This is a genomic window from Halorubrum halodurans, assembly GCF_002252985.1.
Lineage (GTDB): Archaea > Halobacteriota > Halobacteria > Halobacteriales > Haloferacaceae > Halorubrum > Halorubrum halodurans.
The window spans coordinates 1-24104 of sequence record NZ_NHPJ01000038.1 but is presented as its reverse complement, the minus strand read 5'-3'; the positions used below and the strand labels follow the sequence as shown (position 1 = coordinate 24104).

The 24104-nt window shown below is 69.0% G+C and carries 24 protein-coding genes and 1 pseudogene; 17 read left to right on the top strand and 8 right to left on the bottom strand.

Going from position 1 to position 24104, the window contains the following annotated elements:
* The first annotated feature begins 123 nt into the window (after window positions 1-123).
* The 7 genes from DJ70_RS17200 (at window position 124) to DJ70_RS03365 (ending at window position 5458) form a co-directional block, all read left to right on the top strand.
* Complete coding sequence (locus DJ70_RS17200; RefSeq protein ID WP_179233946.1) at window positions 124-285, top strand: hypothetical protein; 162 nt, start codon at window positions 124-126, stop codon at window positions 283-285.
* Between the two features lie 182 nt (window positions 286-467).
* Window positions 468-1118, top strand: coding sequence for a PH domain-containing protein (locus DJ70_RS03390; RefSeq protein ID WP_094530139.1), 651 nt, complete (start codon window positions 468-470; stop codon window positions 1116-1118).
* Window positions 1111-1677, top strand: a complete 567-nt coding sequence (locus DJ70_RS03385) for a PH domain-containing protein (protein ID WP_094530138.1) — start codon at window positions 1111-1113, stop codon at window positions 1675-1677. Before DJ70_RS03390 ends, DJ70_RS03385 begins: the two co-directional genes overlap by 8 nt.
* 150 nt (window positions 1678-1827) lie before the next feature.
* Entirely contained in the window at window positions 1828-3366 is a 1539-nt protein-coding gene (locus DJ70_RS03380) for a bacterio-opsin activator domain-containing protein (protein ID WP_245810662.1), read from the top strand.
* A gap of 144 nt (window positions 3367-3510) precedes the next feature.
* Entirely contained in the window at window positions 3511-3855 is a 345-nt protein-coding gene (locus tag DJ70_RS03375; RefSeq protein WP_094530134.1) for a winged helix-turn-helix domain-containing protein, read from the top strand.
* 181 nt (window positions 3856-4036) lie between these two features.
* Window positions 4037-4231 carry a hypothetical protein gene (locus DJ70_RS03370; RefSeq protein WP_094530132.1) on the top strand — a complete coding sequence of 65 codons (195 nt, stop codon included), beginning with the start codon at window positions 4037-4039 and terminating at the stop codon, window positions 4229-4231.
* 201 nt (window positions 4232-4432) lie between these two features.
* Complete coding sequence (locus tag DJ70_RS03365) at window positions 4433-5458, top strand: sensor histidine kinase (protein ID WP_094530130.1); 1026 nt, start codon at window positions 4433-4435, stop codon at window positions 5456-5458.
* A 45-nt stretch (window positions 5459-5503) separates the two neighbouring features.
* Here the strand turns inward: DJ70_RS03365 and DJ70_RS03360 are convergent, their stop codons facing one another.
* The gene (locus DJ70_RS03360; protein WP_094530159.1) at window positions 5504-6076 is read right to left on the bottom strand and encodes a response regulator; all 573 of its coding nucleotides are present in this window, start codon (window positions 6074-6076) and stop codon (window positions 5504-5506) included.
* Window positions 6077-6329: 253 nt separating this feature from the next.
* Here DJ70_RS03360 and DJ70_RS03355 point away from each other — a divergent pair, with 253 nt between their 5' ends.
* The gene (locus DJ70_RS03355) at window positions 6330-7016 is read left to right on the top strand and encodes a sensor domain-containing protein (protein WP_179233945.1); all 687 of its coding nucleotides are present in this window, start codon (window positions 6330-6332) and stop codon (window positions 7014-7016) included.
* Window positions 7017-7181: 165 nt separating this feature from the next.
* Here DJ70_RS03355 and DJ70_RS03350 read toward each other — a convergent pair whose 3' ends face one another.
* The 3 genes from DJ70_RS03350 to DJ70_RS03340 form a co-directional block, all read right to left on the bottom strand.
* Window positions 7182-7577, bottom strand: a complete 396-nt coding sequence (locus DJ70_RS03350; protein ID WP_094530129.1) for an ArsR/SmtB family transcription factor — start codon at window positions 7575-7577, stop codon at window positions 7182-7184.
* A gap of 164 nt (window positions 7578-7741) precedes the next feature.
* Window positions 7742-9409 carry a hypothetical protein gene (locus DJ70_RS03345; protein ID WP_094530127.1) on the bottom strand — a complete coding sequence of 556 codons (1668 nt, stop codon included), beginning with the start codon at window positions 9407-9409 and terminating at the stop codon, window positions 7742-7744.
* Window positions 9410-9608: 199 nt separating this feature from the next.
* Window positions 9609-10328 (bottom strand): aspartate/glutamate racemase family protein, encoded by a 720-nt coding sequence (locus tag DJ70_RS03340; RefSeq protein WP_094530126.1) that lies wholly within the window; start codon window positions 10326-10328, stop codon window positions 9609-9611.
* 162 nt (window positions 10329-10490) lie between these two features.
* Between DJ70_RS03340 and DJ70_RS03335 the strand changes: the two genes are divergently transcribed.
* The 3 genes from DJ70_RS03335 (at window position 10491) to DJ70_RS17195 (ending at window position 14427) form a co-directional block, all read left to right on the top strand.
* Window positions 10491-11741: an MFS transporter gene (locus tag DJ70_RS03335; protein WP_094530124.1), complete on the top strand. Its 1251-nt coding sequence runs from the start codon at window positions 10491-10493 to the stop codon at window positions 11739-11741.
* A gap of 88 nt (window positions 11742-11829) precedes the next feature.
* Window positions 11830-12801: a D-2-hydroxyacid dehydrogenase gene (locus tag DJ70_RS03330; protein ID WP_094530122.1), complete on the top strand. Its 972-nt coding sequence runs from the start codon at window positions 11830-11832 to the stop codon at window positions 12799-12801.
* A gap of 489 nt (window positions 12802-13290) precedes the next feature.
* Window positions 13291-14427, top strand: a complete 1137-nt coding sequence (locus tag DJ70_RS17195) for a PKD domain-containing protein (protein ID WP_179233944.1) — start codon at window positions 13291-13293, stop codon at window positions 14425-14427.
* 36 nt (window positions 14428-14463) lie between these two features.
* Here the strand turns inward: DJ70_RS17195 and DJ70_RS03320 are convergent, their stop codons facing one another.
* From DJ70_RS03320 to DJ70_RS03310, 3 genes are all read right to left on the bottom strand, one after another.
* Entirely contained in the window at window positions 14464-15624 is a 1161-nt protein-coding gene (locus DJ70_RS03320; protein WP_094530120.1) for an acyl-CoA dehydrogenase family protein, read from the bottom strand.
* Between the two features lie 111 nt (window positions 15625-15735).
* Window positions 15736-16953 carry a mandelate racemase/muconate lactonizing enzyme family protein gene (locus DJ70_RS03315; RefSeq protein ID WP_094530118.1) on the bottom strand — a complete coding sequence of 406 codons (1218 nt, stop codon included), beginning with the start codon at window positions 16951-16953 and terminating at the stop codon, window positions 15736-15738.
* On the bottom strand, window positions 16950-18056 hold the full coding sequence (locus DJ70_RS03310) for a mandelate racemase/muconate lactonizing enzyme family protein (protein ID WP_094530116.1): 1107 nt from the start codon (window positions 18054-18056) through the stop codon (window positions 16950-16952). Before DJ70_RS03310 ends, DJ70_RS03315 begins: the two co-directional genes overlap by 4 nt.
* A gap of 330 nt (window positions 18057-18386) precedes the next feature.
* On the opposite strand from DJ70_RS03310, the gene DJ70_RS03305 reads away from it, so the two are divergent.
* From DJ70_RS03305 to DJ70_RS03295, 3 genes are all read left to right on the top strand, one after another.
* Window positions 18387-19841: a sulfatase gene (locus DJ70_RS03305; RefSeq protein WP_094530114.1), complete on the top strand. Its 1455-nt coding sequence runs from the start codon at window positions 18387-18389 to the stop codon at window positions 19839-19841.
* Window positions 19842-20270, top strand: coding sequence for a GtrA family protein (locus tag DJ70_RS03300; protein WP_094530112.1), 429 nt, complete (start codon window positions 19842-19844; stop codon window positions 20268-20270). It begins immediately after the preceding gene.
* A gap of 65 nt (window positions 20271-20335) precedes the next feature.
* A complete protein-coding gene (locus tag DJ70_RS03295) occupies window positions 20336-20860 on the top strand; it encodes a YqaA family protein (protein ID WP_245810663.1) in 525 nt (174 codons plus the stop codon).
* A 43-nt stretch (window positions 20861-20903) separates the two neighbouring features.
* Here DJ70_RS03295 and DJ70_RS03290 read toward each other — a convergent pair whose 3' ends face one another.
* On the bottom strand, window positions 20904-21284 hold the full coding sequence (locus tag DJ70_RS03290) for a DUF7522 family protein (RefSeq protein WP_094530110.1): 381 nt from the start codon (window positions 21282-21284) through the stop codon (window positions 20904-20906).
* Between the two features lie 125 nt (window positions 21285-21409).
* On the opposite strand from DJ70_RS03290, the gene aglJ reads away from it, so the two are divergent.
* The 3 genes and pseudogenes from aglJ to DJ70_RS03275 all read left to right on the top strand — a co-directional run.
* Window positions 21410-22444 (top strand): S-layer glycoprotein N-glycosyltransferase AglJ, encoded by a 1035-nt coding sequence (aglJ, locus tag DJ70_RS03285; RefSeq protein WP_094530107.1) that lies wholly within the window; start codon window positions 21410-21412, stop codon window positions 22442-22444.
* 54 nt (window positions 22445-22498) lie between these two features.
* Entirely contained in the window at window positions 22499-23734 is a 1236-nt protein-coding gene (locus tag DJ70_RS03280; RefSeq protein WP_094530104.1) for an AI-2E family transporter, read from the top strand.
* 25 nt (window positions 23735-23759) lie between these two features.
* A pseudogene (locus DJ70_RS03275) lies at window positions 23760-24104 on the top strand (cell division protein FtsZ); the annotation flags it as partial.

Below are 24104 nucleotides of genomic sequence, written 5' to 3'. Positions count from 1 at the left end.
GACGCTCTCGCCGAACCGACGCTCCGCCGGCGGCGGCACGGCCACGGCGGGTCACGCGACGGGCGCGTCACGGGACGTGCTCACGCCCCAACGTTTGAGTGGCGTCCAGGCCGACCCTCGAACGTGAACCTCCCGCGAACCGGGCTACTCGGACTTCAGGTCACGCTCGTCGGCGTGCTTCTCGGGACGTTGTGGGGCGACGTCCCGCCCTACGACGTCGTCGCGTTCGTGCTCGGGGTCGTCGGTACGACTCTCGTCTCGGTCGCCGTGGTGACGTCCGGGTGAGGGAACGCTCGAAACGGCCACCCGCCTCTCCGGGCATCGCCGAACGCCGCATGTCCGTTGGACGACGCGAGTGAACCGGATCGCGCCGGGATCACGGGACGGTCGCATAAAGACGCACGCCGCGGTGCGCTACGGGAAACGGGACCCCCACCGTTTTCTACCTCGATCGGGTAGTGGTCGTCATGTCCGAGAGGGCCCTCCAGGACGGTTCCCCGGAACGTTCCACGGACCCGGCCGAGATGGATCTCGACTGGCTCACGCTCGAAGAGGGAGAGTCGATCCGATGGGCGAGCACGCCACACAGGTACAGTGTCCTGCCCGCGTTTCTCGTCGGGATCCCGCTCTCGATCGTTCTCGTCGGGATCCCGATCCTCGTCGCGTCGTACCTCCAGTACACCAACACGAACTACGTCGTGACGGACCGGGGGCTCTACAGCAAGCGCGGCGTCCTCTCGCGGGACGTCCAACAGATCGGGTTCGACAAGATACAGAACATCTCGTACTCGCAGTCGGCGCTCGGCTCGTCGTTCGGCTACGGCTCCGTCGACATCAGCACGGCCGGCGGCGCAGGAGTCGAGCTTCAGTTGCGGAACATCCCCGATCCGGCGTCGGTTCAGGAGCTGATCACGCGCGAGGTCGACGCTCGACAGCAGGGCGACTCCGCTTCCGAAAAGGAGGACGTGCTCGAGGAGATCCTCGGCGAACTTCGGGCGATCCGGCGGGCGGTCGCGGGAGACCGGGACGTCGACGACGATATCGTCGATCCCGACGACGGTACCGTCGACGCCGTCGCCGACGCCACACAGACGGAGCCGATGGAGACCGATGAGTGACGGCTGGTGGTTCCAGCGCGACGGCGAACGCGTCGTGTGGCGGGGGACGCCGCGGCTCTCGGCCGCCCTGCCGGGCGTCGGTCTCGGCGTTCTCGTCTGCGTGGCGGCTGCCGCCGCCGCGATAACCGTCGACGTCAGACTGGCGGCGGGCGTCCTGCCCGGCGGCGGCGTCGCCGTCTGGAGCGTGCTCGGCGTGAAGCGGACGGAGTTCGTGTTGACCACGCGCGCGCTGTGGGCGAAGAGGGGCGTCCTCGGGCGGAGCGTCCGGCGGGTCGGCACTCGAAAGATCCAAAACACCGCGTTCACGCAGTCGCCGACCGGATCCGTGTTCGGGTACGGGACGGTCACCGTCGAGGTCGCGGGCGGGGAGGAGCTCGAGCTGCGCCGAGTCGACGACCCGGAGACCGTCCAGACGACGCTCAGAGAGCGGATGGCCGGGACGGACGGTGTGATTCCCGGATCGAGCGACCAGTGGCGATCGGTGTTACGGCTGACGCGTGCCATCCGCGCGAGCGTCGCGCACGCGGACTCGGCCCGAGGTGACGATGACGCGTCCTGAATCGCGACGCGCTCCGCGACGAATCGACGCCGCCGTGAGGGGACCCGGAACGCGCGTCCGCTCGTGGACAGCCGTTAAACCGGAGGGCGGTGTACGCCGACGTCGATGAGCGATCCCGAACCGACCGTGGAGGTCACCGCGTGAATGAGGATGGAACGACGCCTTGCGGAGGCGCCGATCGGCATCATCACGGTCCGCGACGGGACGGTGCGGGCGTGGAACGAGTCCGCGGCCGACGTCCTGGGGGCCGACACAGCCGTCGGCGAGCCGGTCACCGACGTGTTTCCGCGGTCGGTGGAGCGGTCGCTCCCGCGGGCGTTCGACGGCACGACGGTCTCTGACGCGGCGTTCGAGGAGTACTACCCGTCGATCGATCGCTGGCTGTCCGTGTCCGTCGTTCCCGGCGACGACGAGACGACCGTCTACGTGACCGACGTCACCGAGGAGAAGGACAACGAGCGGACGATCGACCGGCTTCGCGCGGAGGCCGAACGGGCCGAGACGGTTGATACGCTGATCGCGGACGTGCTCGAGGGGCTCGTCGGGGCGACGTCACAGGACGCGATCATGGGGACGATCCGGGACCGGCTGGGAGGATCGGACCAGTATCGGTTCGCGTGGACCGGCGAGTACGTCGCCGACAGTGACGAGCTCGCGGTCGGCGGCGTCGCGGGTGAGCGGGGGGAGCTGTTCCCGGCGGTCCGCGAGGCGGTCGAGGAGGGGCTCGCCACGCCGGAACGCCGGGCGGTCGAGCAGCGGCGTCCCACGCTGATCCGGTCGCTGAGCGAGAACGCCTCGGTTCCGGAGGCGGTGCGTGCCGCCGGATTCGCCGACGGGGTCCAGTCCGTGTTCGCGCTCCCGTTGGTGTATGACGCCAGCGTCTACGGCGTCGTCGGCGTCTATGCGGGAACCGAGGCGGCGTTCAGCGATCACGTCCAGTCGAGCTTCGAGGTCCTCGGCGAACTGGCCGGCTACGCGATCAACGCGACGCGGAACCGGCAGCTGTTGTTTGCCGATACCGTCACCGAGGTGTCGTTCGGGCTCGCGGGGAACTCCCCGCTGGTACGTGTGAGCAGCACCTGCGACGCGGAACTCACGCTGGACGGCATCGTGGCCCCGGACGACGTCGGCCTCACCTGTTTCCTGACGGTGTCCGGAGCCGATCCGGAGAGCGTCCTCGGATCGGTCGAGGCGCTCCCGGCCGCGCGGGACGGACGGCTGATCCGGCGATCCGATGCGGAGCGTGGCCGGATCCAGGCGACGCTGTCCGAGACGGTCCCGCTCGTTGCGGCGATCAATCACGGCGCCACGATACGGACGGCGGTGTTCGACGGCGACGACAGCCGGCTGGTCGTCGAACTGCCTCCGGAGGCGAACGTCCGTCGGCTGGCGAACCTGCTCGGCGACGACGGACCGGCGCCCGTTCTCGCACGGCGGGACAGGACTCGCTCTCCGACGACGAAACAGGAGTTCCGGACCGACCTGAACGAGCGGCTCACCGACCGACAGGCGACCGTCCTGCGAACGGCGTACCTCGCGGACTACTTCACGTCGCCGCGCGGAAGTACGGCCGAGGAGGTTGCGACGTCGCTCGGGATCACCGGGTCGACGCTGCTGTATCACCTCAGAGCGAGCCAGCGAAAGCTGTTGGACGCGTTCTACGACGAGCACGACGACGGGAGCGGATAGCGGACGCCCCCCTCCGTGTGCCGACGACCCGCGAGCTTTCGCGCCGATCGAACGGCAAGGGTCTGGATAGTTAGATGGTCGCTCCGAACGGACTCTGTATAGTGAGCCCGTCCCACCAAGGGCGTCCCGCGACGTGGATCAGGCATGGCAGTGCGACACCGCTCGCGCGGCGACCAGACGGACGAACCGACCGAGGAGCCGTCGACCGGGAAGCTGCTCGACCTCTTCGGCGACGAGTATACTCGACGGGTGTTCGAGGCGGTCTCCGAGCAGCCCCGTGGCGGCCGTGCCGTGGCGCAGGCGGCCGACGTCTCCCGGCCGACGGCCTACCGGCGTCTCAACGAACTCCAGGAGGCCGGACTGGTCACGAGCGAGTGTTACGTCTCGCCGGACGGCCATCACCGCGAGCGGTTCGCCGCCTCCGCACGCCACCTCTCCGTGTCGTTGGACGACGGCGACATCGAGGCGACGGTCGATCTGGGTTGCTGACGGCGGAACGCGCGTGCTCTCCGAGACCCTCGAGACGGGCTTCGCCTGATCTCGCCCGTGTCTCGGCTCGCGCGGCGCCCGAAACGTGACCGCCCACGGTTCGATCCGCCCGTCCCGTGCCGCTGCTTCCGAGCCGGAAACACGCCAGCACGGATATATGAGCGCGTTCCGATCGACCGACATGGCGCAATCAGCGAACGCCCTTCAGAGTCCGATCGTCCGGTGGGGAATGCCCGCGATGACGGCCGCCATCATCGTGGCCCTCGCGTTCCTCGTCGTCGAGGACCAGACGCTCAGATTGGCGATGCTGGGCGTCGCCGCGGCCGACCTCCTCGTTACGCCACAGGTATTGAAACGGGCCGCCCGAAACGGCTAACCGGTCGTCGATCGGGGTCTCGGGACGGTACGGGTTCCGACCGACCGGGTGTTTCCGGGCCGGAAACGAGAACGAATCTTAAACACGCCCCCGAGCCAACGCGGTCCCATGTGCCGTGTCGGACAGCGGGTCGAGCGGGTGGCCTCGGCACTACGGAGGAACGGGCTCCGCAGGCGTGCCGGACGGGGGCGCACGTGACCGATGAGCGACGATCGTCACGCAGCGATCCCGCTACGGAACCTCCCGGACCCCGCCCTCGCGTACGCGGTCGACGGCGACGACGCCCACGTGACGGCCACGAACGACGCCTTCGAGCGACGGTTCGGAGGAGCCCCGCCGGACCGGCGGGTGTCGACGGTGTTCGAACGGTGTCGTGACTGCGAGACGCCCGGCGACGACGATCCGTTGACACACCTCGTTCGGGGCGATCAGGCCGGAATTCGTCTCGACGGGTGCGACGGCGAGGACTCGTTCCTCGTTCGGGTGATCCCGTCGAACGACGCCGCCGGGTATCTCGTTTTCACCGACCCGACCGAGTGGCCGGACGGGCCGGACGGCCCGGACGTCGATCAGGTCAGCAGCGTGATCAGCCACGATCTCCGGAACCCCCTCGACGTCGCGAAGGCGCACCTCCGGGCGGCACGGGAGACCGGCGAGCCCGAACACTTCGAGTCGGTCGCCGACGCGCACGACCGGATGGAACGGATCATTCGTGACGTGCTCACCCTCACGCGCGACGGAACCGTCATCCGGCCGTCGGAGGGCGTCTCGATCGAGGCCGCCTCGAGAGAGGCGTGGGAGTCGATAGACGCCGACGGGGCCGATCTCACCGTCTCGGAGTCGCTTCCGACCGTCACGGCGGACCCCGACCGTCTCCGGCGGCTGCTCGAGAACCTGTTCCGGAACAGCGTCGAGCATGGCTCGACCGGCGGCCGGGATCCTTCGGAGCCCGGCGACAGCGCCGAACACGGCGTGTCCGACGGCCGGACGGAGGACGGGGTGACCGTGACCGTCCGGCCGTTCGAGGACGGGTTCTCCGTCGCTGACGACGGACCGGGCATCCCGTCCGGGAAGCGCGACGTCGTCTTCACCCCCGGCTACTCCACGCACGCCGACGGGACCGGACTCGGGCTCGCGATCGTCGAACGGATCGTCGAGGCACACGGGTGGGACGTCACGCTCACGGCCGCGGAAGGCGGCGGCGCGCGGTTCGAGATCAGCATCTGAGAGGACGCCGTCGGGCGTCGGCGACGGGGGTTCCCGTGCGGCGCGTCAGTACGCCTCGCGTTCGATGCCGGTGAACGTGTCCAGTAGCTCGTCGGCGTCGGGCAGCAGTCGACCGATGCGATCCCGCAGGGCGGTGGCCCGCTCGTCGAGCGTCGAGAACTGCTCGTGTTCTTCGAGGCGGTCCTGCGGCAGCTCTGCGGCGATGAGCGCCCGTTTCGACTCGATGCCGAAGTAGTCGCCGAGAAGCTCGTATGCGAGGACCTGACACTGCTGGTCGACCGCGGCCCGAACGTCCTCGCGGTCGACCGGCTTACAGAGGTAGTCGTCGAACGGAAGCTCGAGAAGCTCCAACCCCGGATCGATGGCGGTCACCATGACGACCCGCGTGCGGACGTCGTACTCACGCAACTCCCTGAGCACGTCGTCGCCGGATCGGTTCGGCATGTGCCGGTCCAACAGGACCACGTCCGGAGGGGCGGACTCGTCAACCGCCGACAACGCCTCGGGGCCGCTGTAGGTGACCGTCACGTCGGCCACCGCCTCCAGCCGGAGGGCATACGCGTCGGCGACCTCCTTCTCGTCGTCGACGAGCAGCACTCGGGGACGGTCAACGTACATATCGCCCGTCACGTCGCGGCGATACGGGCTACAGCGATTAATAACCGGGGCTTTCCCGTGGAGCCTCGTGGCGGCTCGCGTCCGAGGGGCGTACCGAGCGACGGCCCACACGAATCGTACGCCGCGCGACTCGATCACGTCCCGATCGATCCGACCGGGGCGGCGTTCCACTACGTATGTCTTCCGGAGAACTGCCGACACTGTAACGCTCGGCCGCTTATATGTGGATCGCGCCACGAGATCGAGCCGCGACATGAGCGAACCCGCTCGGTCCTCCCGTTCAGCGACCGCCGCGCTCGCGCGGTTCGTCCGCGTGCCGTTTCGGCGACAGACGTATCGCAACCTCGCGTACCTCCTGTTGGCGTTCCCGCTCGGCGCTGCGTACTTCGTCGTGATCACGACCGGGCTCTCGACCGGTCTCGGTCTCGTCGTGACGCTTCTCGGCGTCCCGATCGTCGCCGGGACGCTCGCGGCGACGCTCGGCATCGGCTCGCTCGAGGCCCGGTTGGCCGGACGCCTCCTCGACGTCGACGTCGACCGGCCGGCCCCGGACGTCGAGGTGGCGTTCGGCTCGGTCGACGAGATCGTCGCGACGACGAAGCGTGTCGTCACGACGCGGGCGACGTGGACTGGACTGCTACTCGTCGGGGTGAAGTTCGTGTTCGGCATCGTCGCCTTCACGGCCGTCGTCGCCGCGGGCACGACGTCGGCGGCGCTGCTGGCGCTGCCGGTGCTCTACGACGCGTCCGGCGTGTCCTACACGCTCGGGCCGTACGTCGTCGACACGCTCGCCGAGGCGGCGGTCGGTGCGGGCTGTGGCGTCGTCTTTCTCCTCGGGTCGCTCCACGCGCTCAACGGGCTCGCCCGCGTCGGCGGAGCGCTCACGAGCGCGCTGCTCGGCGGACCGACGACCGCCGCGACCGGCGATGCCGACGCCTGACCGCGACGCGGCCGGACCGGCGCGTCGGCCGCGTTCCTCCCCGCCGTCGGACGGCGTCCCGTCTGAAGGCGGGCGGAGCTGACGCTCAGTTCGGGTGGGACGAAGGCGTCACGACGGGCTCGAGACGACGTCGACCGAACCGAGCGCCGAAGGGGCGTCTCCGGCTCACGCCGACCGGTCCGACTCGACTCCGCCGTCGTCGGCGCCGAGATCGATCACCAGCTTCTCGGATTCGACCCCGTACACCGTCATCTCCCTTCCCTTCCTCGAATACCACGTCTCCACGGGACCGATCACTCCGGCGTCGACCAACCTATCGAGGTGGTAGGTGACGCTCTGGACGGACGTGTCCATCCGTTCCGCGATCCCCGACGCCGTCTTCGGGTCGTCCGCGAGCTCGGCGAGTATCTCCCGTGCGGTCTCCGACGAGACGACGCTCAAGGCGTCGGCCCCGCCGTCCGGATCGAGCGCGACGTCGATGCGTTCCTTCGGGGCGTACTCCACGGGGGAGCGACGGAGAGACGATTCCCGCCTCCCCGCACCCCCGGTCGACTGCGACATGGTCGATCCTCGTCCCGACTCCCACATAAACACGGATCGCGAGTTTCCACCTCGGAAACCCGCGGGAGACGGGGCGACGCCGGGAGACGGGACGACGCCGCGGGAGTCGGTCGCCGATCCGGCTCACGACCCGCGTTCGCGGCGTCCGTGGTGCGCGGTCACACCTAGCCAGCCAGCGCCCCGGCGGTCTCCGCGCCGGCGGTGCCGTTCGCCGGCGTCCGGATCGCGATCGACTCGTCGTCGTACACGGTCATGGTCTCGATCACGGTACCGTTCTCCGCGACCCGTTGGACGACGACCGTCGGCGCCTCCCCGGTCGTCCCGCCCGGATCCGTCTCCGAAGGCGTCTCCGCCGGGGTCTCGCCCGCGAGGAACCGCGTGATCGCGTCGGTCCGTTCGAACGAGTCGACGTCACCGGACCGTGCGTCGACGAACGCGACGTACGCGATCCCGCTGTTGTCCTCGGGGACGACGCGTACCTGCCAGTACTCGCGTTCGTCGACGACGGTGAGGATCGGCTCGGCCGGCGAGAAGCGATCCCAGTCCGTCTGGGGCGCCGATTGCCTCACGAGGTCCGCCGCTCGCTGTGGACCGAACAGCGAGTCGCCCGGCGCGTACCGTTCGAAGGTTCCGTTCTGACCGTCGATGGTCCACAGCTCCTGGAGTCCCTGTGCGTCGCCGTACGGTTCGACGGCGACGACGTACTGCGGGCCCGACTCGGTGAGCACGAAGAACGGCTGGTCGTTTCCGTCGCCGGGAAGCGGCGCGACCTCGATCTCGTCCTCGTGGCTCGTGTACGTGTTGAGGATCCCGTTGCGGTACTTCGTCGCTGCGACCGACCGGAGCGCGAGGTCCTCCGGGTACAGCTGCTGGTCGTCGAGCATCGGGCTGGCCGCGGCCTCGGAGGGCGAGAGCGTGTCGATCGAACCGCTCGGATCGATGACGGCGACGCCGCCCCACCGCGGCGTCGAGTGCGGAAGCGGCGTCGGATGGAACTGCGGCTCCGAGTACGGGACGACGATGTACTGGGTACCGTCGTGAACGACCATCTTCGGGTCGCCGTAGTCGACGAGATATCTATGTGATTTGAGGAGTTCCCACCGGTAGTTTCGGTGGAAGATCGTTCCGACGCCGGTCGCGAGCTCGCCGTCGACGGACCGTACGCTCGCCTGCTGGGTCGTCATGTCGACGAGCACGGTCCCGGCCTGCCGTTCGGTGATCCGGTTGAACAGACCGTCCGGAGCCAGCGGCGCCGCCCAGTAGGGCGTTCCGTTCACCACGCTGATGTCCGTGTCGCCGACCCGATACTGCGGCCGGCTGAGCGTGTTCGACGCGTACCGATCGGCGACCGCCCGCGTGACGATCCGCGGCTGGTCGGCGTCGACGTCGTCGAGCCGTTCGACCGTGGTCGTCCGGCTCAGCGTCTGGTCGCTCAGCGTGACGCCGGCGACCGCGTTGGCGACGGGCAGCAGTGCGAACGCGGCGATCACGAGCACGACCACCCCGACGCGAAGCGGGGTGATCGCGTAGTCGTCGTCGGAGAGCGCGTCCACGACGGTCGCGACGCGGTCTCCCGACCGTGCGGTGACCCACGCGGCGACGGCCCCGGCGACGACGCCGAGCAACAGTAGCGGCGTCGTGTACACGGTGTAGACGAGTCCGTGGAGCCACGGCCGGAAGAACCAGCCGAGGGCGATCACGGCGAGTCCGCCGACGCCGAGCGGGAGCCACGGCGAGGTCGACCCGTGCGGACCCGAGTCGGCCGGCGGCGGGCCGGTGCGGTCGTCGGCTGCGCGATCGTCCGAGTCGTCGGATGGAGGGCGCGTTGACATCGATCGGGCTGTGGAACGTGGCTCGGTAACTTGTATGTGTCTGCTGGAGGTCGGCTCGGGGGGCGGACGCGACGGACTCGTCGGTCTCGTCGCGGGGAGCGGCACGTTCGGCAGGCCGACGCCCGCGCTCCGACGGGGAGACGCCGACGCTCACGCCATCGAGGGCGGCCGGGGCGGGCCGGCGACTCCACGCTCGGGACTAGCCGGCGTCGCCGAGGCTCCGTTCGACCGCTCGTTCGACGTGGAGGGCGGTCGTGTCGAACAGCGGCACGTCCGGCCGGTCGGTCTGGTCCACGAGCAGCTCGATCTCCGTACAGCCCAACACGACGCCCTCAGCGCCCGCCTCCACCATGCGGTCGAGGACCTCCAGATACCGCTCGCGGGAGGCGTCCCGCACGATCCCGTCGGTCAGCTCCTCGAAGACGATCCTATCGACCGCTTCCCGGTCCGCGGGGTCGGGAACCACCACGTCGACGCCGTGTTCGGCCAGCCGCTCCCGATAGAACGGCTTCTCCATCGTGGCCCGAGTACCCAGAACGCCGACCGTCTCGACGCCCGCGTCCCGGACGGCGTCCGCCGTCACGTCGACGATGTGAACGAACGGGATCGAGATCGCGCTCACGATGGCGGGAGCGACCTTGTGCATGGTGTTCGTGGCCATCACGATGAACTCGGCGCCGCCCGCCTCGAGGTCCCGTGCCGCCTCCGCGAGATACTCCCCCGCCTGCTCCCACCGATCGGTCCGGATGAACCGCTCGACGTCCCCGAAGTTGACGCTCCGGATCAGCAGGTCTCCGGCCGCGTGACCTCCCAACGCGTCGTTGATTCCCCGATCGATCCGCCGGTAGTAGGTGACGGTCGATTCGCTACTCATCCCACCGAGCACGCCGATCGTCCGTGGATCGCCGGAGTCACGCATCGGCTACCGTCTGGCGGCGTGACCTGAAACGTCCACCGGTCGCGGACGTCCCCGCCTGTGCGCGGGAAGGGTCGGCGGCGAGGTCGATCGACGGTCCGGTCGCAACGATCTCTGCCGGAAGACGTAGCCCCATGTACGCCACTCCCTTCCGGGAGAGTGTTCGTGGTCTCGACGCCGTCGATAGCGGGGAGCGATTCGGGGATCGTCCGGGAGCGCCCCTTCCAGCTGTTGCTCCTCATCAACGTCCTCCCGCCGCTCGGGACCGCGCTCCTCTCGCCGGTGCTGGGATCGCTCGTCGAGCCGCTCGGGGCGTCCGCGGCGAACGTCGGCCTGTTGATGTCGGCGTTCACCGGGCCGGCCGTGGTCGTCATCCCCGTCGCCGGGGTGATAGCCGACCGGTACGGCCGGCGCCCGGTCCTCGTCTTCGGACTGGTGTGGTTCGGCCTGACCGGGACCGCGATCGCGTTCGTCTCGACGTTTCACGCGGCGATCGCCCTCCGGCTCCTCCAGGGGATCGGCTTCGCCGCGCTCACGCCGATCATCATCACGAGCCTCGGCGACCTCTACACGGGGACGAAGGAGGCGACCGCACAGGGACTTCGATTCAGCGGATCCGGTCTCTCACAGACCGTGTTCCCGCTCATCGCGGGCGTGCTCGTCGGGTTCGCGTGGCAGTACCCGTTCCTCCTGTACGCGATCGCGTTCCCCATCGCCGCGGTCGTCTACCTCCGGTTCGAGGAGCCGATGGACGAGGAGGCGAAGGGCGGGTCGGACGCGGACCTCCGGGCGCAGCTCGGCGACCTCCGGACGCTCGTCGCGCACCGGCGCGCGTGGACGATCGTGGTCGCCCGCGGGACCGCGAACCTGGCGTGGTTCGGCTTCCTCACCTACAACTCGATCGTCGTCGTCGACGTCCTCGGCGGCACGCCCGCACAGGCGGGGATCCTCGCCGCGCTCGCCAGCCTCTCGTACGCGCTGGCGGCGACCCAGACCGGGCGGATCTCCGCGGCCTTCGAGGACCGGCTCTACCCGCTGGTCGCGGCGAACGTCTCGATAGGCGTCGGGCTGGGGCTCGTCTTCCTCGCGACGGCGCTTCCGATCGCGGCCCTCGGAGTGGTACTGATGGGAGTCGGCTTCGGTCTCGTGTTGTCGATCTACCGGAGCATCGTCACGGATCTCGCGCCGACCGCGCTCCGCGGCGGACTCGTGAGCCTGAGCGAGGGGACCGGTCGCGCGAGCGCGACGCTGACGCCGATCCTCATGGGCGGGGCCATCGCGGTCGCGAGCGCGCGGATCGGGTTCGTGCCCGCGCTCAGGCTCGTGGGCGTCGCGACCGGCGTCGTCGGCGCGGTCGTCGGGATCGGCTGTCTGGTGTTGATGAGCCGAGCGCCGCCGATCCGGATGGACGCCTGACCGCCCCTCGTCGTGCCCCGACCGTTCCTCGTCCTACCTCCCCGCCGCGACCGCGGGTACTTTGTCTCCCCGCGTCGACGCCCGGACGATGAGCACGGAGCCGACCGCCACCGACATCGCGGTGCTCGATCACGACGCACACGGGATCCCCGCCGCCGACTACGCGGAGATCCTTCGGGACCGCCTCCCCGACCACACGGTCCGGCTCGCCCGGACCGCCGAGGAGCGACGACGGTACCTCGCGGAGGCGACGGTCGTCGCCGGGAAGTGGCTGAGCGCCGACGAGCTCGACGCCGCCGAGAACCTGCGGCTGTTCGCGTGTAACTCCGCGGGCGTCGACCACCTCCCGCTCGAGGCGCTCGCCGACCGGGGGATCGCCGTCACGAACGCCTCGGGCGTCCACGGCCCCAACATCGCCGAACACGTGCTCGGGTGGGTGCTCACCTTCGCCCGCCGGCTGGACGAGGGGATGCGACGACAGGAGCGCCGGGAGTGGCGGCGGTTCAAGTCGTTCACGGAGCTGGCTGGCAGCACCGTCACGGTCGTCGGGCTCGGCTCCATCGGCGAGGCGGTCGTCGAGCGCTTCGGCGGGTTCGACGTGGAGACGATCGGCGTCCGCCACACGCCGGAGAAGGACTCCCCGACCGACGAGGTGGTCGGCTACGACGACCTCCAGGAGGCGCTGGTCCGGACCGATGTGCTCGTCATCTCGTGTCCGCTCACCGAGACCACGGAGGGGCTGATCGGCGAAGCCGAACTCGACGCGCTCCCGACGGACGCGATCGTGGTCAACGTCGCCCGCGGCGGCGTCATCGACACGCCCGCGCTCGTCTCCGCGCTCCGGTCGAACGTGATCCACGGGGCCGCCCTCGACGTGACCGACCCCGAACCGCTCCCGAGCGACCACGACCTGTGGGGGTTCGAGAACGTCCTCCTCACGCCGCACGTTTCCGGACATACCCCGAAGTACTGGGAGCGCCGGGCCGACATCCTCGTGGAGAACGTCGAGCGGGCCGCCGAGACGGGCGAGTACGACGACCTCCGGAACCGGGTCGCCTGAGGGGAGGCGGTCTCGAATCCGGGAGAACCACTCCGAGCATCGAGACGTGTCCAACCGGCCGATAGTGACGGGGCGCGGAGGCGAAACGTGACTACGGAGACAGATTTAAAAAGTGAACGTGTTACTCGATGATGTATGAATCGGAGGGGGATGTTGAGAGGTGTCGCCGGTGTCGGTTTCGGAGTCGGCTTTTCCACTACGCTCGTCGATACGGTCCGAGCGGACACGGAGGTCGCCTCCGAGGTAACGCTCCCGGAGGGGGAAGCGAGAGGGCTCGGGGCCGTCATGTACGACGGGACGCCGCTTCTGCTCACGGCTCACTTGAGCGGGACGACGTACACGCTTCGGTTGAACGGCTCGGTTACCGGTTCCACGGACGTCGATTCCAGGATGTACGCCTGCGCGGTCGATTCCAACGCGTCCTATTCCGGATCCGGACGGACGTTGACGAAATATCCGTACGGCGGTGGAGAGTGGACGACCAAGGAGATGCCGGCGAACGTTCAGTCCCTGGCCACGGATAAGTCGACAAACGACCTCTGGGTCGGCGGCGAGAACGGTCGTATCTGGAATCTCGACGCCGATACCCTCTCGATCGGGCGGTCGTTCGAGACGGAAACGGCGGTTTTCGGATTGGCCCACGACGGCGAGAACCTGTGGGTCGGAGAGGAGGGGTCGGATAGCATCCAGCAGTACGACCCCGAGAGCGGAGAGACGACCGCGACCTACGCGTATCCGAACGCCCAGACGATCTACGACTACGGGTACGTGGACGGGTCCCTCTGGCTCGAGGGCGACGGGACGGTGTACCGGACCAACATCGACGAGACCCCGCCGAACCGAGCGCCGTCGGCGACGTTCACGGCGTCGCCCACGACGCCTGAAGTCGGTCAGACCGTCTCGTTCGACGCGACGGCGTCTGACGACCCGGACGAGAACGTCTCGTCGTACGAGTGGGACTTCAACGACGACGGAACCACGGACGCCTCCGGCGAGACCGTTTCCCACGAGTTCTCCGCCGGCGGAGACTACACCGTCTCGCTGACGGTCACGGACGCCGAGGGCGCGACGGACACGACGACGCAGTCGCTGACCGTCGTCGAACCACCTACTGCCGACCTGTCGATTTCGGCGAGCGAGGTCACGGCGGGCGAGGAGATCGAACTGGTTGCCACCGGATCATCGGACCCCGACGGGACGATCGCCGAGTACAGGTGGGACGTCAACGGGGACGGAACCGTCGAGACGACGGGCGAGCGGGTCACCCACGCGTACGAGTCGCCGGGAGAGTACGAGGTTCGGCTGACCGTGGTCGACGGCGACGAACTGACCGATGAAGCCCGTTCGACGGTGACCGTCGAATCGAGTCCGGAGGAGCCTGAGGAGCCGGAAGAGCCGGAAGAGCCGGAAGAGCCGGAAGAATCGGAAGAGTCGGAGGAGCCCGAAAGCGACACCGACCAGTCGACCGACGACGGGTCCGGATCGGACGACATGAACCAGGAAGGCGACTCCGGGGAGTCGAGCGATAGCGTCCCCGGATTCAGTCTCGTGAACGGGATCGTCGGCGTCGGCGGAGCCGCGTACGCCCTGAAACGACGGCTGAACGGGAACGACGGTTCGGACTGATCGCGCCCCATCGGGGCGATCGTCGACTGGATTACCCTACTGGTACGCCTGCATCCCGGTCAGGTCCTCGCCGAGGATGAGCGTGTGGATGTCGTGGGTGCCCTCGTAGGTGTAGACGGTCTCCATGTTCGTCATGTGGCGCATCGGGGAGTAGTCGGCCGTGATCCCGTTGCCGCCGAGCATCTCGCGGGCGATCCGCGACTGGTCGCGGGCCATCCGGACGTTGTTCCGCTTGGCCATCGAGACGTGCTGCGGGCGCATCTCGCCGGACTCCTTGAGCTCGGCGAGGCGGTGGGCGAGCAGCTGGGCGAGCGTGATCTGGGTCGCCATCTCAGCGAGCTTGCGCTGCTGGAGCTGGAAGCCGCCGATGGGCTTGCCGAACTGCTCGCGGTCGGTGGCGTACTGGCGGGCGGTCTCGAAGCAGTCCTGGGCCGCGCCGACCGCGCCCCACGCGATGCCGTAGCGCGCCTGGGTCAGACACGACAGCGGCCCCTTCATACCCGAGACGCCCGGCAGACGGTTCTCCTCGGGGATCTCGACGTTCTGGAGCGCGATCTCGCCGGTGATCGACGCGCGGAGGCTGAGCTTCTCGTCGATCTTGTTGGTCGTCACGCCGTCGCGGTCGGTCTCGACGAGGAACCCGCGGACCGGGTCGTCCTCCTCGCTCCGGTCGCGCGCCCAGACGACGGCGACGTCCGAGATGGGGGAGTTCGTGATCCACGTCTTCGAGCCGTTCAGGACGTACTCGTCGCCCTCCTTCTCGGCGTGCGTCTCCATCGCCGAGGGGTTCGACCCGTGCTCGGGCTCGGTCAGGCCGAAGCAGCCGACGGCCTCGCCCTCGCCGAGCGCGGGCAGCCACTCCTCCTTCTGCTCGTCGCTGCCGAACGCGTGGATCGGGTACATCACGAGCGCGCCCTGGACGCTCGCCATCGACCGGAGTCCCGAGTCACACGCCTCCAGCTCGCGCATCAGGAGGCCGTACGACGTCTCGCTTACGCCCGGCAGGCCGTACCCCTCGAGGTTCGGCGCGTAAAAGCCCATCTCGCCCATCTTGGGGATGACCTCGGTCGGGAAGGTACCCTCGATCCAGTGGTCACCCATGTCGTCGATCTCCCCCTCGACGAACGACCGCGCCGAGTCGACGAGCAGTCGTTCCTCCTGGGAGAGCGACGCCTCCAAATCGAAATAATCGATCATGTACGGGGTTACGTATCCACGAATAATAACCCTCCGGGACGGCGCGGCCGCGGCCGGCACCGCGCGCGAGAACCCGACCGTTGCGGGCACCTCCCGGCGGTAGCGGCCGGCTCAGAAGCCGTCGGTTCCCGCGAGGAGGTGCTCGTCGACGACGTCCATGTCGAGGTCGATCCCGAGCCCCGGCGCCTCCGGAACCGCGATCCGGCCGTCCTCGATGATCGGCTCCTCCCGGACCAGGAGGTCGTCCCACCAGTCGACCTCCAGCGCGTGGAACTCGAGGAGATCGAAGTTCGGGGTCGCCGCGCCGAGGTGGACGCACGCCATCGTCCCGACCGGGCTACAGACGTTGTGCGGCGACATCGGCATGTAGTTCTCCTCGGCGCGGTCGGCGATCCGCATCGTCTCCGTGAGCCCCCCGACGGTGGTCGGGTCGGGCGTGACGACGTCGACGCCGTGGTCGTAGATGAGATCCGAGAGCTCGAAGACGCGGAAGCGGTTCTCCCCGGTCGCGACCGGGGTCCGCGTCGCCTTGGTCACCTCCTTCTGTGCGTCCATGTTCTCCGGCGGCACGAGGTCCTCGAGCCACATCAGGTCGAACTCCTCCAGCTCGTAGGCGAGCCGCTTCGCGCTCTCGACGGAGTAGTCCCAGTGGCAGTCGAACGCGAGGTCGACGTCGTAGCCGATCTCCTCGCGAACCGCCGCCACGATCTCGCGTTTCTCGCGGATCGCCGCGTTCGTCAGCCGGCCGTTGTACGGGTCGTTCTCGTTGTCGGCGGGCAGGTCGAGGTCGAACTTCAGCGCCGAAAAGCCCATGTCGACGACGCGGGCCGCCTCCGCGGCGTACGCCTCCGGGGAGTACGCCTCGGCCTCCGCGTACGCGGTCGCGCCGTCCTCGACCGCGTACGCCTCGCCGGCGTGACAGTCGCAGTAGATCCGCACCTCGTCGCGGTACTTCGACCCGAGGAGCTGGTAGACGGGGAGATCGAGGATCTTCCCGGCGGCGTCCAGGAGCGCGATCTCGATGCCGGAGGCGGCGGTGACGACCTTCCCGGTCGTGCCGCCGTGGCCCGACATCTCCTGGAAGATGTACCGGACGAGCCGCTCGACGTCGAGCGGGTTCTCGCCGACCAGAAAGCGGTTCGTGTACTCGACGATCTCCGGGATCCCGCCGCCCCGATACGACTCGCCGATGCCGGCCACGCCGGCGTCGGTCTCCACCTTGATCAGGTTCCACTCGAAGTTGCCCTCGACGACGCAGGCGTCGACGCTCGTGATCTGTACGTCCCTGTCCGCGTCGCGGACGTCGATCTGATCCGAGTAGTCCCTCATGCGCTGAACTCCTCTAAGGCGTCCTTGTCGAGCGTCACGCCGTGGCCCGGCTCCTCGGGCATCGCGATCCGGCCGTCGTCGCCGGGGGCGAGCGGCTCCGCGACGACGTCGTCGAACGCCTTCACGTCCATGTCGCGGTAGAAGTACTCGATCCACAGCCCGTTGTCGATCGCCCCGAGCAGCGAGGTGTGGACGTTCCAGTTGTAGTGGGGCGCGATCGGCACGTCGTAGGCCGCGGCGTAGTTCGCGATGCGGAGCCACTCCGTGATCCCGCCACAGACCGTCACGTCGGGCTGGAGGATCGTCGCCGCGCCCGTGTCGTGGAGCCGCGCGAAGTTGTGGCGGGTGCCCTCCAGTTCGCCGGTGGCGACCGGGTAGTCGATGGCGTCGTTCACTTCGGCCATCGTCTCCACGCGGTCGATCATCACCGGCTCCTCGATGAAGTACGGGTCGTACGGCTCGAACGCGCGGCAGGCGCGGACCGCCTCGGTCGTCGACTCCCAGACGCCGTTGGCGTCGAGGAGCAGCGTCGTCTCCGGACCAACCTCGTCGCGGACGGCCGCGACCCGCTCGACCTCGTCGTCGACCGAGAGCCGGCCGACCTTCATCTTCACGACGTCGTGTCCCTCCTCGACGTAGCGGCGCACCTCGCCGCGGAGCGCCTCGTGGCCCTTCTCGTCGCGGTAGTAGCCCCCGCTGCCGTAGGAGGGGACCGACTCGCTGTTGCCGCCGAGCAGCTTGTACAGCGGCTGGCCGGCCGCCTTCGCCTTCAGGTCCCACAGCGCCATGTCGACGGTGGAGATGGCGCGCAACATGACACCCATCCGACCGATCTGGACGTTGCCGTCGTACATCTCGCGCCAGAGGCGGGTGGTGTCGCGCGGGTCCTCGCCGCGGACGATCGGCTCGAGCATCGACTCGACCGCGTCGGCGACGAGGTGGGCGCCCTCGTACCCCAGCGAGTAGCCGACGCCCTCGCGACCGTCGGCGGTGCGAACGTACGTTATCGCGTGGTCCCGGTACGTGAGCGTCCGGTTGGAGAAGGAGACGGGCGACTCCAACGGGAGCTCGATCGGGAACGACTCGACCTGTGTGATCTCCATGGGTAAGCGGCTGATCGTGTTCGTAAATAGCTCGTTGTACGGGCAAGATACACTCCCGCAGCGCCGCGGACGATCGTCCGTCTCGAGGTCGAGCGAACGATACTGAAGCCATTCGACAGGTCTCCCGACACGCCGGGGCCGGGAACGGTCGCCGTCCGTCGGGTGCTCGCGGGACGGCCGCTTCGACGCGGCGCCGGGCGAGCGGCCGCGCCGTCGGTCCCCTCGCGCCCGTCCTCGGCGGTACCGAAAGGGTAAAACCCGGAACTGACCATGGTACAGCCATCGTGACCGCGTTCTCGACCGGACTCTCGACGGGGGTGTCGTCGACCCGTGGGTGACGCCGACGTCTCGAACGTCGTCCTCGTCACGGTCGACTCGCTCCGGGCGGACGCGGTCGGAGCCTACGACGAGACGCGACACACGCCGGTCATCGACTCGCTCGCCGACGGGGGGACCGTCTTCGATCACGCCTTCGCGACGGGCAACTGGACTCCCTTCTCGTTCCCGTCGATCCTGGCCTCGAAGGACGTGTTCACCGGCACCGGCGACATCGGCGTCGAGGGGGCCGCGACGCTCGCCGGGACGCTCTCGGAGGCGAACGTGTCGACGGGGGGGTTCAACGCCGCCAACGGCTTTCTCACCTCCCACTGGGGGTACGACGACGGCTTCGACGAGTTCGAACCCTTCGTCGCCAGCGTCGGCTCGAGCATCTACAGCCGATACCTCGCGACCCACCCGACCGTCGAGGCGTGGATCCAGCTCGCAGCGTCGCCGCTCAGGCGTGCCGGGTCGTGGATCCGCGGCGAGACGGACGACCGGCCGTTCCTCGACACCTCCCGGATGTTCGACGTGGAACACGCCGCGGCGGAGTTCATCGAGGGGGCCGACGGCCCGTTCTTCCTCTGGATCCACTACATGGACGCACACACGCCGTACGTCCCGGCACCCAGGTACATCCGCGAGGTGTCCTCGAACTGGCTCGGAACCCACCGGATGCTCCACGCGCACACCCGGACGGGGCTCGGGCTGGACGTCGACGACCGGACCCTCGAGGAGCTCCGGACGCTGTATCAGGCCGCGGTCCGGCAGATCGACGCCAGCGTCGGCCGCCTCCTCGAGACGCTCTCGGCGACGGGCGTCGACGACGACACCGCCGTCGTCCTCGCCGGCGACCACGGCGAGGAGTTCCAGGAGCACGGCCACCTCGCGCACTACCCGAAGCTGTACGACGAGCTGATCCGGGTCCCGCTCGTCGTCGACGTCCCCGGATCGTCGGGAGGCCGGGTCGACCGGCAGGTCGGTCTCGACGCGATCCCGCCGACCGTGACCGACCTGCTCGGCGTCGACGCGCCGGCGGAGTGGACGGGAAGGAGCCTCGTGCCGACCGTGACCGACGGGAAGGAGCCGCCCGACGAGCCCGTGGTCTCGGTCACCGTTCGCGACGAGGAGGTGACCGCACAGCCGATCCCCCGGTCGCTGGAGGACGGCGAGCTGTACGTGAGCGTCCGCGACCGCGAGTGGACCTACATCGAGAACGTCGACGCCGGGACGACCGAGCTGTACCACCGCCCCTCCGACCCGCTCCAGGCGACCGACCGCGCGGCGGATCCCGACGAGGCGGAGCGGACCGTCATCGACCGGTTCGCCCCGCTCGCCGCGGCGCACGCCGAGGCGGTTCGCGCCGGCGGGAGCGGAGCCGACGACGGTGACGGCACGGGCGAGGAGGAGGACGGGTCCGTGGACGAGGACCTCAACGCTCGTCTGGAGGCGCTGGGTTACCGATAGATGGTCCGGTCGTTCCTGCGCGGTCTCGTCTACGGGCCGCTCGCCGTCCAGCTTCGGCGCTTCGTGACGGTCGGACTCCTCGCGTCGGCGGTCCAGATGACGCTCCTGTGGCTCCTCGTCGACGTCGCGGGACTGAACTACCTGCTCGGCGCGACGATCGCCATCGAGATCACGATCGTGTTGTCGTACGTCCTCAACAACGCCTGGACCTTCCGCGCCTCGCGGAACACCGGTCGGGTCGAGTACGTCTCGGGGCTGCTCAAGACGAACCTGGTTCGCGGCACCGCGATCCCGATCCAGCTCGCCATCCTCTTCGCGCTCGTCGAGTGGGGCGGGGTCATGTACCTGATCGCGAACGCGGTCGCGATCTTCCTCAGCGGGCTCTACCGATACGTCCTTGACGCTCGCTGGACGTGGGGTGACACGTGAGCTCCGTGACGCCGCTCGTTCCGCTCGTCTCGCCCCTCCCGCTCGTCCCGCTCGCCGTCGACGGGGTGCTCTCGGCCTTCGGCGGCGGGTTCGAGGCGCTCGTCGAGTCGGCGACGGGCTGGCCCGGCATGGGCATCATCTTCGTGTACTCGTTCCTGATCGCGTTCGCGCTCCCCGGCCCGAGCGAGGTCGTCCTCGTCGCGCCGATCGATCTCGGGCTCCCCGCGTGGGCGCACCTCGGGGGGATCATGCTCGTCAGCGCCACCGGGAAGGCGATCGGCAGCCTGTTCGCGTTCCACATCGGGCAGGAGGTCAAACAGTCGGGGCCGGTCGTCCGGTGGCTCCGGCGCTCGCGGTGGGACGTCATGGAGTGGTCGGAGAAGCGGTCCGTCGAGCTGGCCCAGCGGTACGGCTACGGCGGCCTCGCGATGGCGCTGTCCGTGCCCTTCTTCCCGGACACCATCTCCATCTATGCGTTCGCGGTCCTCGAGCGCGACTACGCCCGGTTCGCCGTGGCGACGTTCCTCGGGAGTCTCGGCCGGCTCGTCGTCACGGTCGCGTTCGTCGGCGGGCTCTTCACGGTGTTTTGATCCGGCGCGTCCGAAGGCCTTCAACCGGATCGAACGAGCGAACTCAGACCGGATCGAACGATCGGAGGATCTCCGCGAGCGCGCTGGCGAGCTCCTCGAACCGGTCGATCTCCATCGAGTCGGTCGTCACCCAGACGCCGTGGCCGTTGGCGATCACGCGGGTGAGGTAGCCGTTCTCGAACACGCGAACCGTGAAGAAGTAGTCGCCGAGCTGCGTGTTCGCGTACAGCGACTGCGCGTGGAAGCCGTGTCGCTCGCTCTCGGCGAACCCGACGAGGTCGGCGGTCCTGCTCAGGTCGCTACGCAGGTAGAGCTGCTCGACCAGCTCCTCCGTGAAGTACGTGAGGCTCCGTAGCTCGTCTCCCGTCGCGGTCCGGGCCGCGCTGAGCAGTTCCTCGGTGTGTTCTTCGAGTGCCTGTGACATGCTAGCACGTACGTCGGAGGGATACATGAGCGTATGGGTCGCCCCGCGTTTTGCGGCCGCGGACTCTCCCGGATCTCGCGATCGGAGGGACAGAGTTTAGCGACTCGGCCGACATCGCCCGGACGATGAGCGACTTCGACGACGTCTGCGTCCTGTTGCCCACCTTCGAGGAGGCCGAGACGGTCGAGACCGTCGTCTCCTCGTTCCGGGAGGCGGGACTCCGCGAGGTCCTCGTGATCGACGGCGGGTCGACCGACGGCACCCGCGAGCTCGCCCGCGAGGCCGGCGCACGCGTCGTCGTCCAGTCGGGCGAGGGCAAGGGCCAGGCGATCCGCGAGGCCGTCCGTGACCACGTCGACGCGCCCTACGTCCTGATGGTCGACGCCGACGACACCTACGACGCGGCGGACGCCGAGGCGATGTTGCGGCCGCTTCTCGAGGGCGAGGCCGACCACGTCGTCGGGAACCGCTTCGCGGACATGCGTCCCGGCGCGATGACGCGGCTGAACCGCCTCGGCAACCGCCTCATCAACGGGGCGTTCCGCGCGATCCACGGCGAGGACTACGGGGACATCCTCTCGGGATACCGCGCGTTCACCCGCGAGTCGTTCCGTCGGCTCAACCTCACCGCCGACGGCTTCGGCGTGGAGACCGAGATGGCCGTCGAGTGCGTGAAACAGCGGCTGACGGTGGCGGTCGTCCCCGTCACCTACCGGCCGCGGCCGGACGGCTCCTCGACGAACCTCCACCCCGTCCGCGACGGCGGCGTGATCTTTCTCGAGCTGTACCGGAAGGCGAAGACCAACAACCCGCTCTTCTACTTCGGGAGCGTCGGCACGGTGTCGACCGCCGCCGGGATCCTCATGGCCGCGTTCGTCCTCTACCGGTGGATCGTCTTCGAGGTCGGTCACGAGATCGTCGCGGTGGCCGCGACCGGCGCGATCATCCTCGGGATGCAGCTGCTCGTGTTCGGCGTGCTCGCCGACATGATCCTCTCCCTCCACCGCGAGCAGCTGGACCGACAGGACCGCGTCGTCGAGGAGCGGCTGGCGTCGTCCGGCGCCGACGGGGGCGCGGAGGACGAGTCCTCCGCCGGGACGACGGACGACCGATCCGGCGGAACGACCGACGGCCTCGCGACGGAGTCGCCGGGAAACTGAAGCGGATCCCGAACCCTCCACATCGTTTATGTTCCGGGTCGAACACGTCCACGCATGGACGAGAAGCGTTTCGTCGTCGCCCTCTTCGGCCTCACGGTCGCGCTCATCGCCGGCTACATCGCCTACCGCTTCGTCGCCGCCCTCACGGTCGCCGTCTTCCTGTACTACTCCACCCGCCGGTTCTACCACGACCTCGAGCGGCTTCGGCTCCCTCCGCGCGTCCGGGCGGTGACCGCGCTCTCGGTGATCGCGGTCCCGCTCATCCTGCTTTTGAGCTCCGCGGTGGTGCTTCTCGTCGTCGAGACGCGGCGGTTCCTCGAGGAGTTCCCGCTCGCGGAGACGCTCGGCGAGGGGAACCAGTGGGTAGAGCGGCTGACGGAGCTGTCGAGCCTCTCTCTCGGGAACGTCGTCGAGGCGTACCGCTCCGGCCAGTTCGACCCGCTGATCGACTTCCTCCTCGACAACGCCACGCTGTTGACGAACACGGTCTCCGGACTCCTCTTGAACCTCCTCATCACCGTCGTGGTCACCTACTACCTGCTCCTCGACGGCTCGAAGTTCCACGAGTGGGTGCTCCGGTTCGACGACGACGCGATCGTCCGGGAGTACTTCGAGGCGGCCGACGCGGAGCTGGAGGCGGTGCTGTACGGGAACCTGCTCAACGTCATCGCGATCTCCATCATCGCGATCGCCACGTACACCGGCTACAACGTGGTCGCCCCCGAGGCCGTCGCCGTTCCGTACCCGACGCTCGCCGGCGCGCTCACCGGCATCGCGAGCCTGATCCCGGTCATCGGCATGAAGATCGTCTATCTGCCGTTGGCGGCGGTGACGGCGGTGCCGACGGTCATGGGAGGTGACACCGCGCTGTTGGCGTACGTCGGAGCGTTCCTCCTCGTGGCGGTCGTCGTCGTCGACACGATCCCGGACGTCGTGTTGCGGCCGTACTTCAGCGGGAAGACGACCCACGTCGGGCTGTTGATGCTCGCGTACATCTTCGGCCCGGTCGTGTTCGGCTTCCACGGCCTCTTCCTCGCCCCGATCGTGTTGGTGCTCGTGTTGACGTTCGGGGACACCGCGCTGCCCCGCCTGCTCGGCGTGGAGCCGACCGAGCCCGCGGAGCGCATCCCCGACGGCCAGCGCCGCCTCGACGAGTTCGCGTGGACGGTCGCCGACGACGACGCGTCGGACGAACCGGAGGCGTCCGGGTCGGCTGGTCCCGACCGGGACGACGACTGGCCCGGCGTCCCCGGCGACCGCGACCGCCCCGCGGGCGGCCGAAGGTCATAAATCCCCGTTCGCCGACCGGGGACGTATGCGCGTACACGTCATCGGCCTCGGCGGGGCGGGCGGCCGGATCGCGGACCGGCTCGCGGCCGACCACGGCGGGGAACCCTTCCTCCACGGCGTCTCCGCGTTCGACACGGACATGGCGGCGCTCGACTCCCTGGCGGCGCTCGGCGAGGAACGGCGGTACCGGTTCGGGGACGCCGCCGGCGGCGACGGGCTCGACGGCGACCTCCACGCCGGCCGGGAGCTCGGCGAGGTCCACGCGAGCGAGCTCGGCCGCGCGCTCGACGACCAGCGCCCGTCGCTCGCGGAGGCGTTCGTCCTCGTCGTCGGGGTCGGCGGCGCGGCCGGCGGCGGCGCGGCCCCGGCG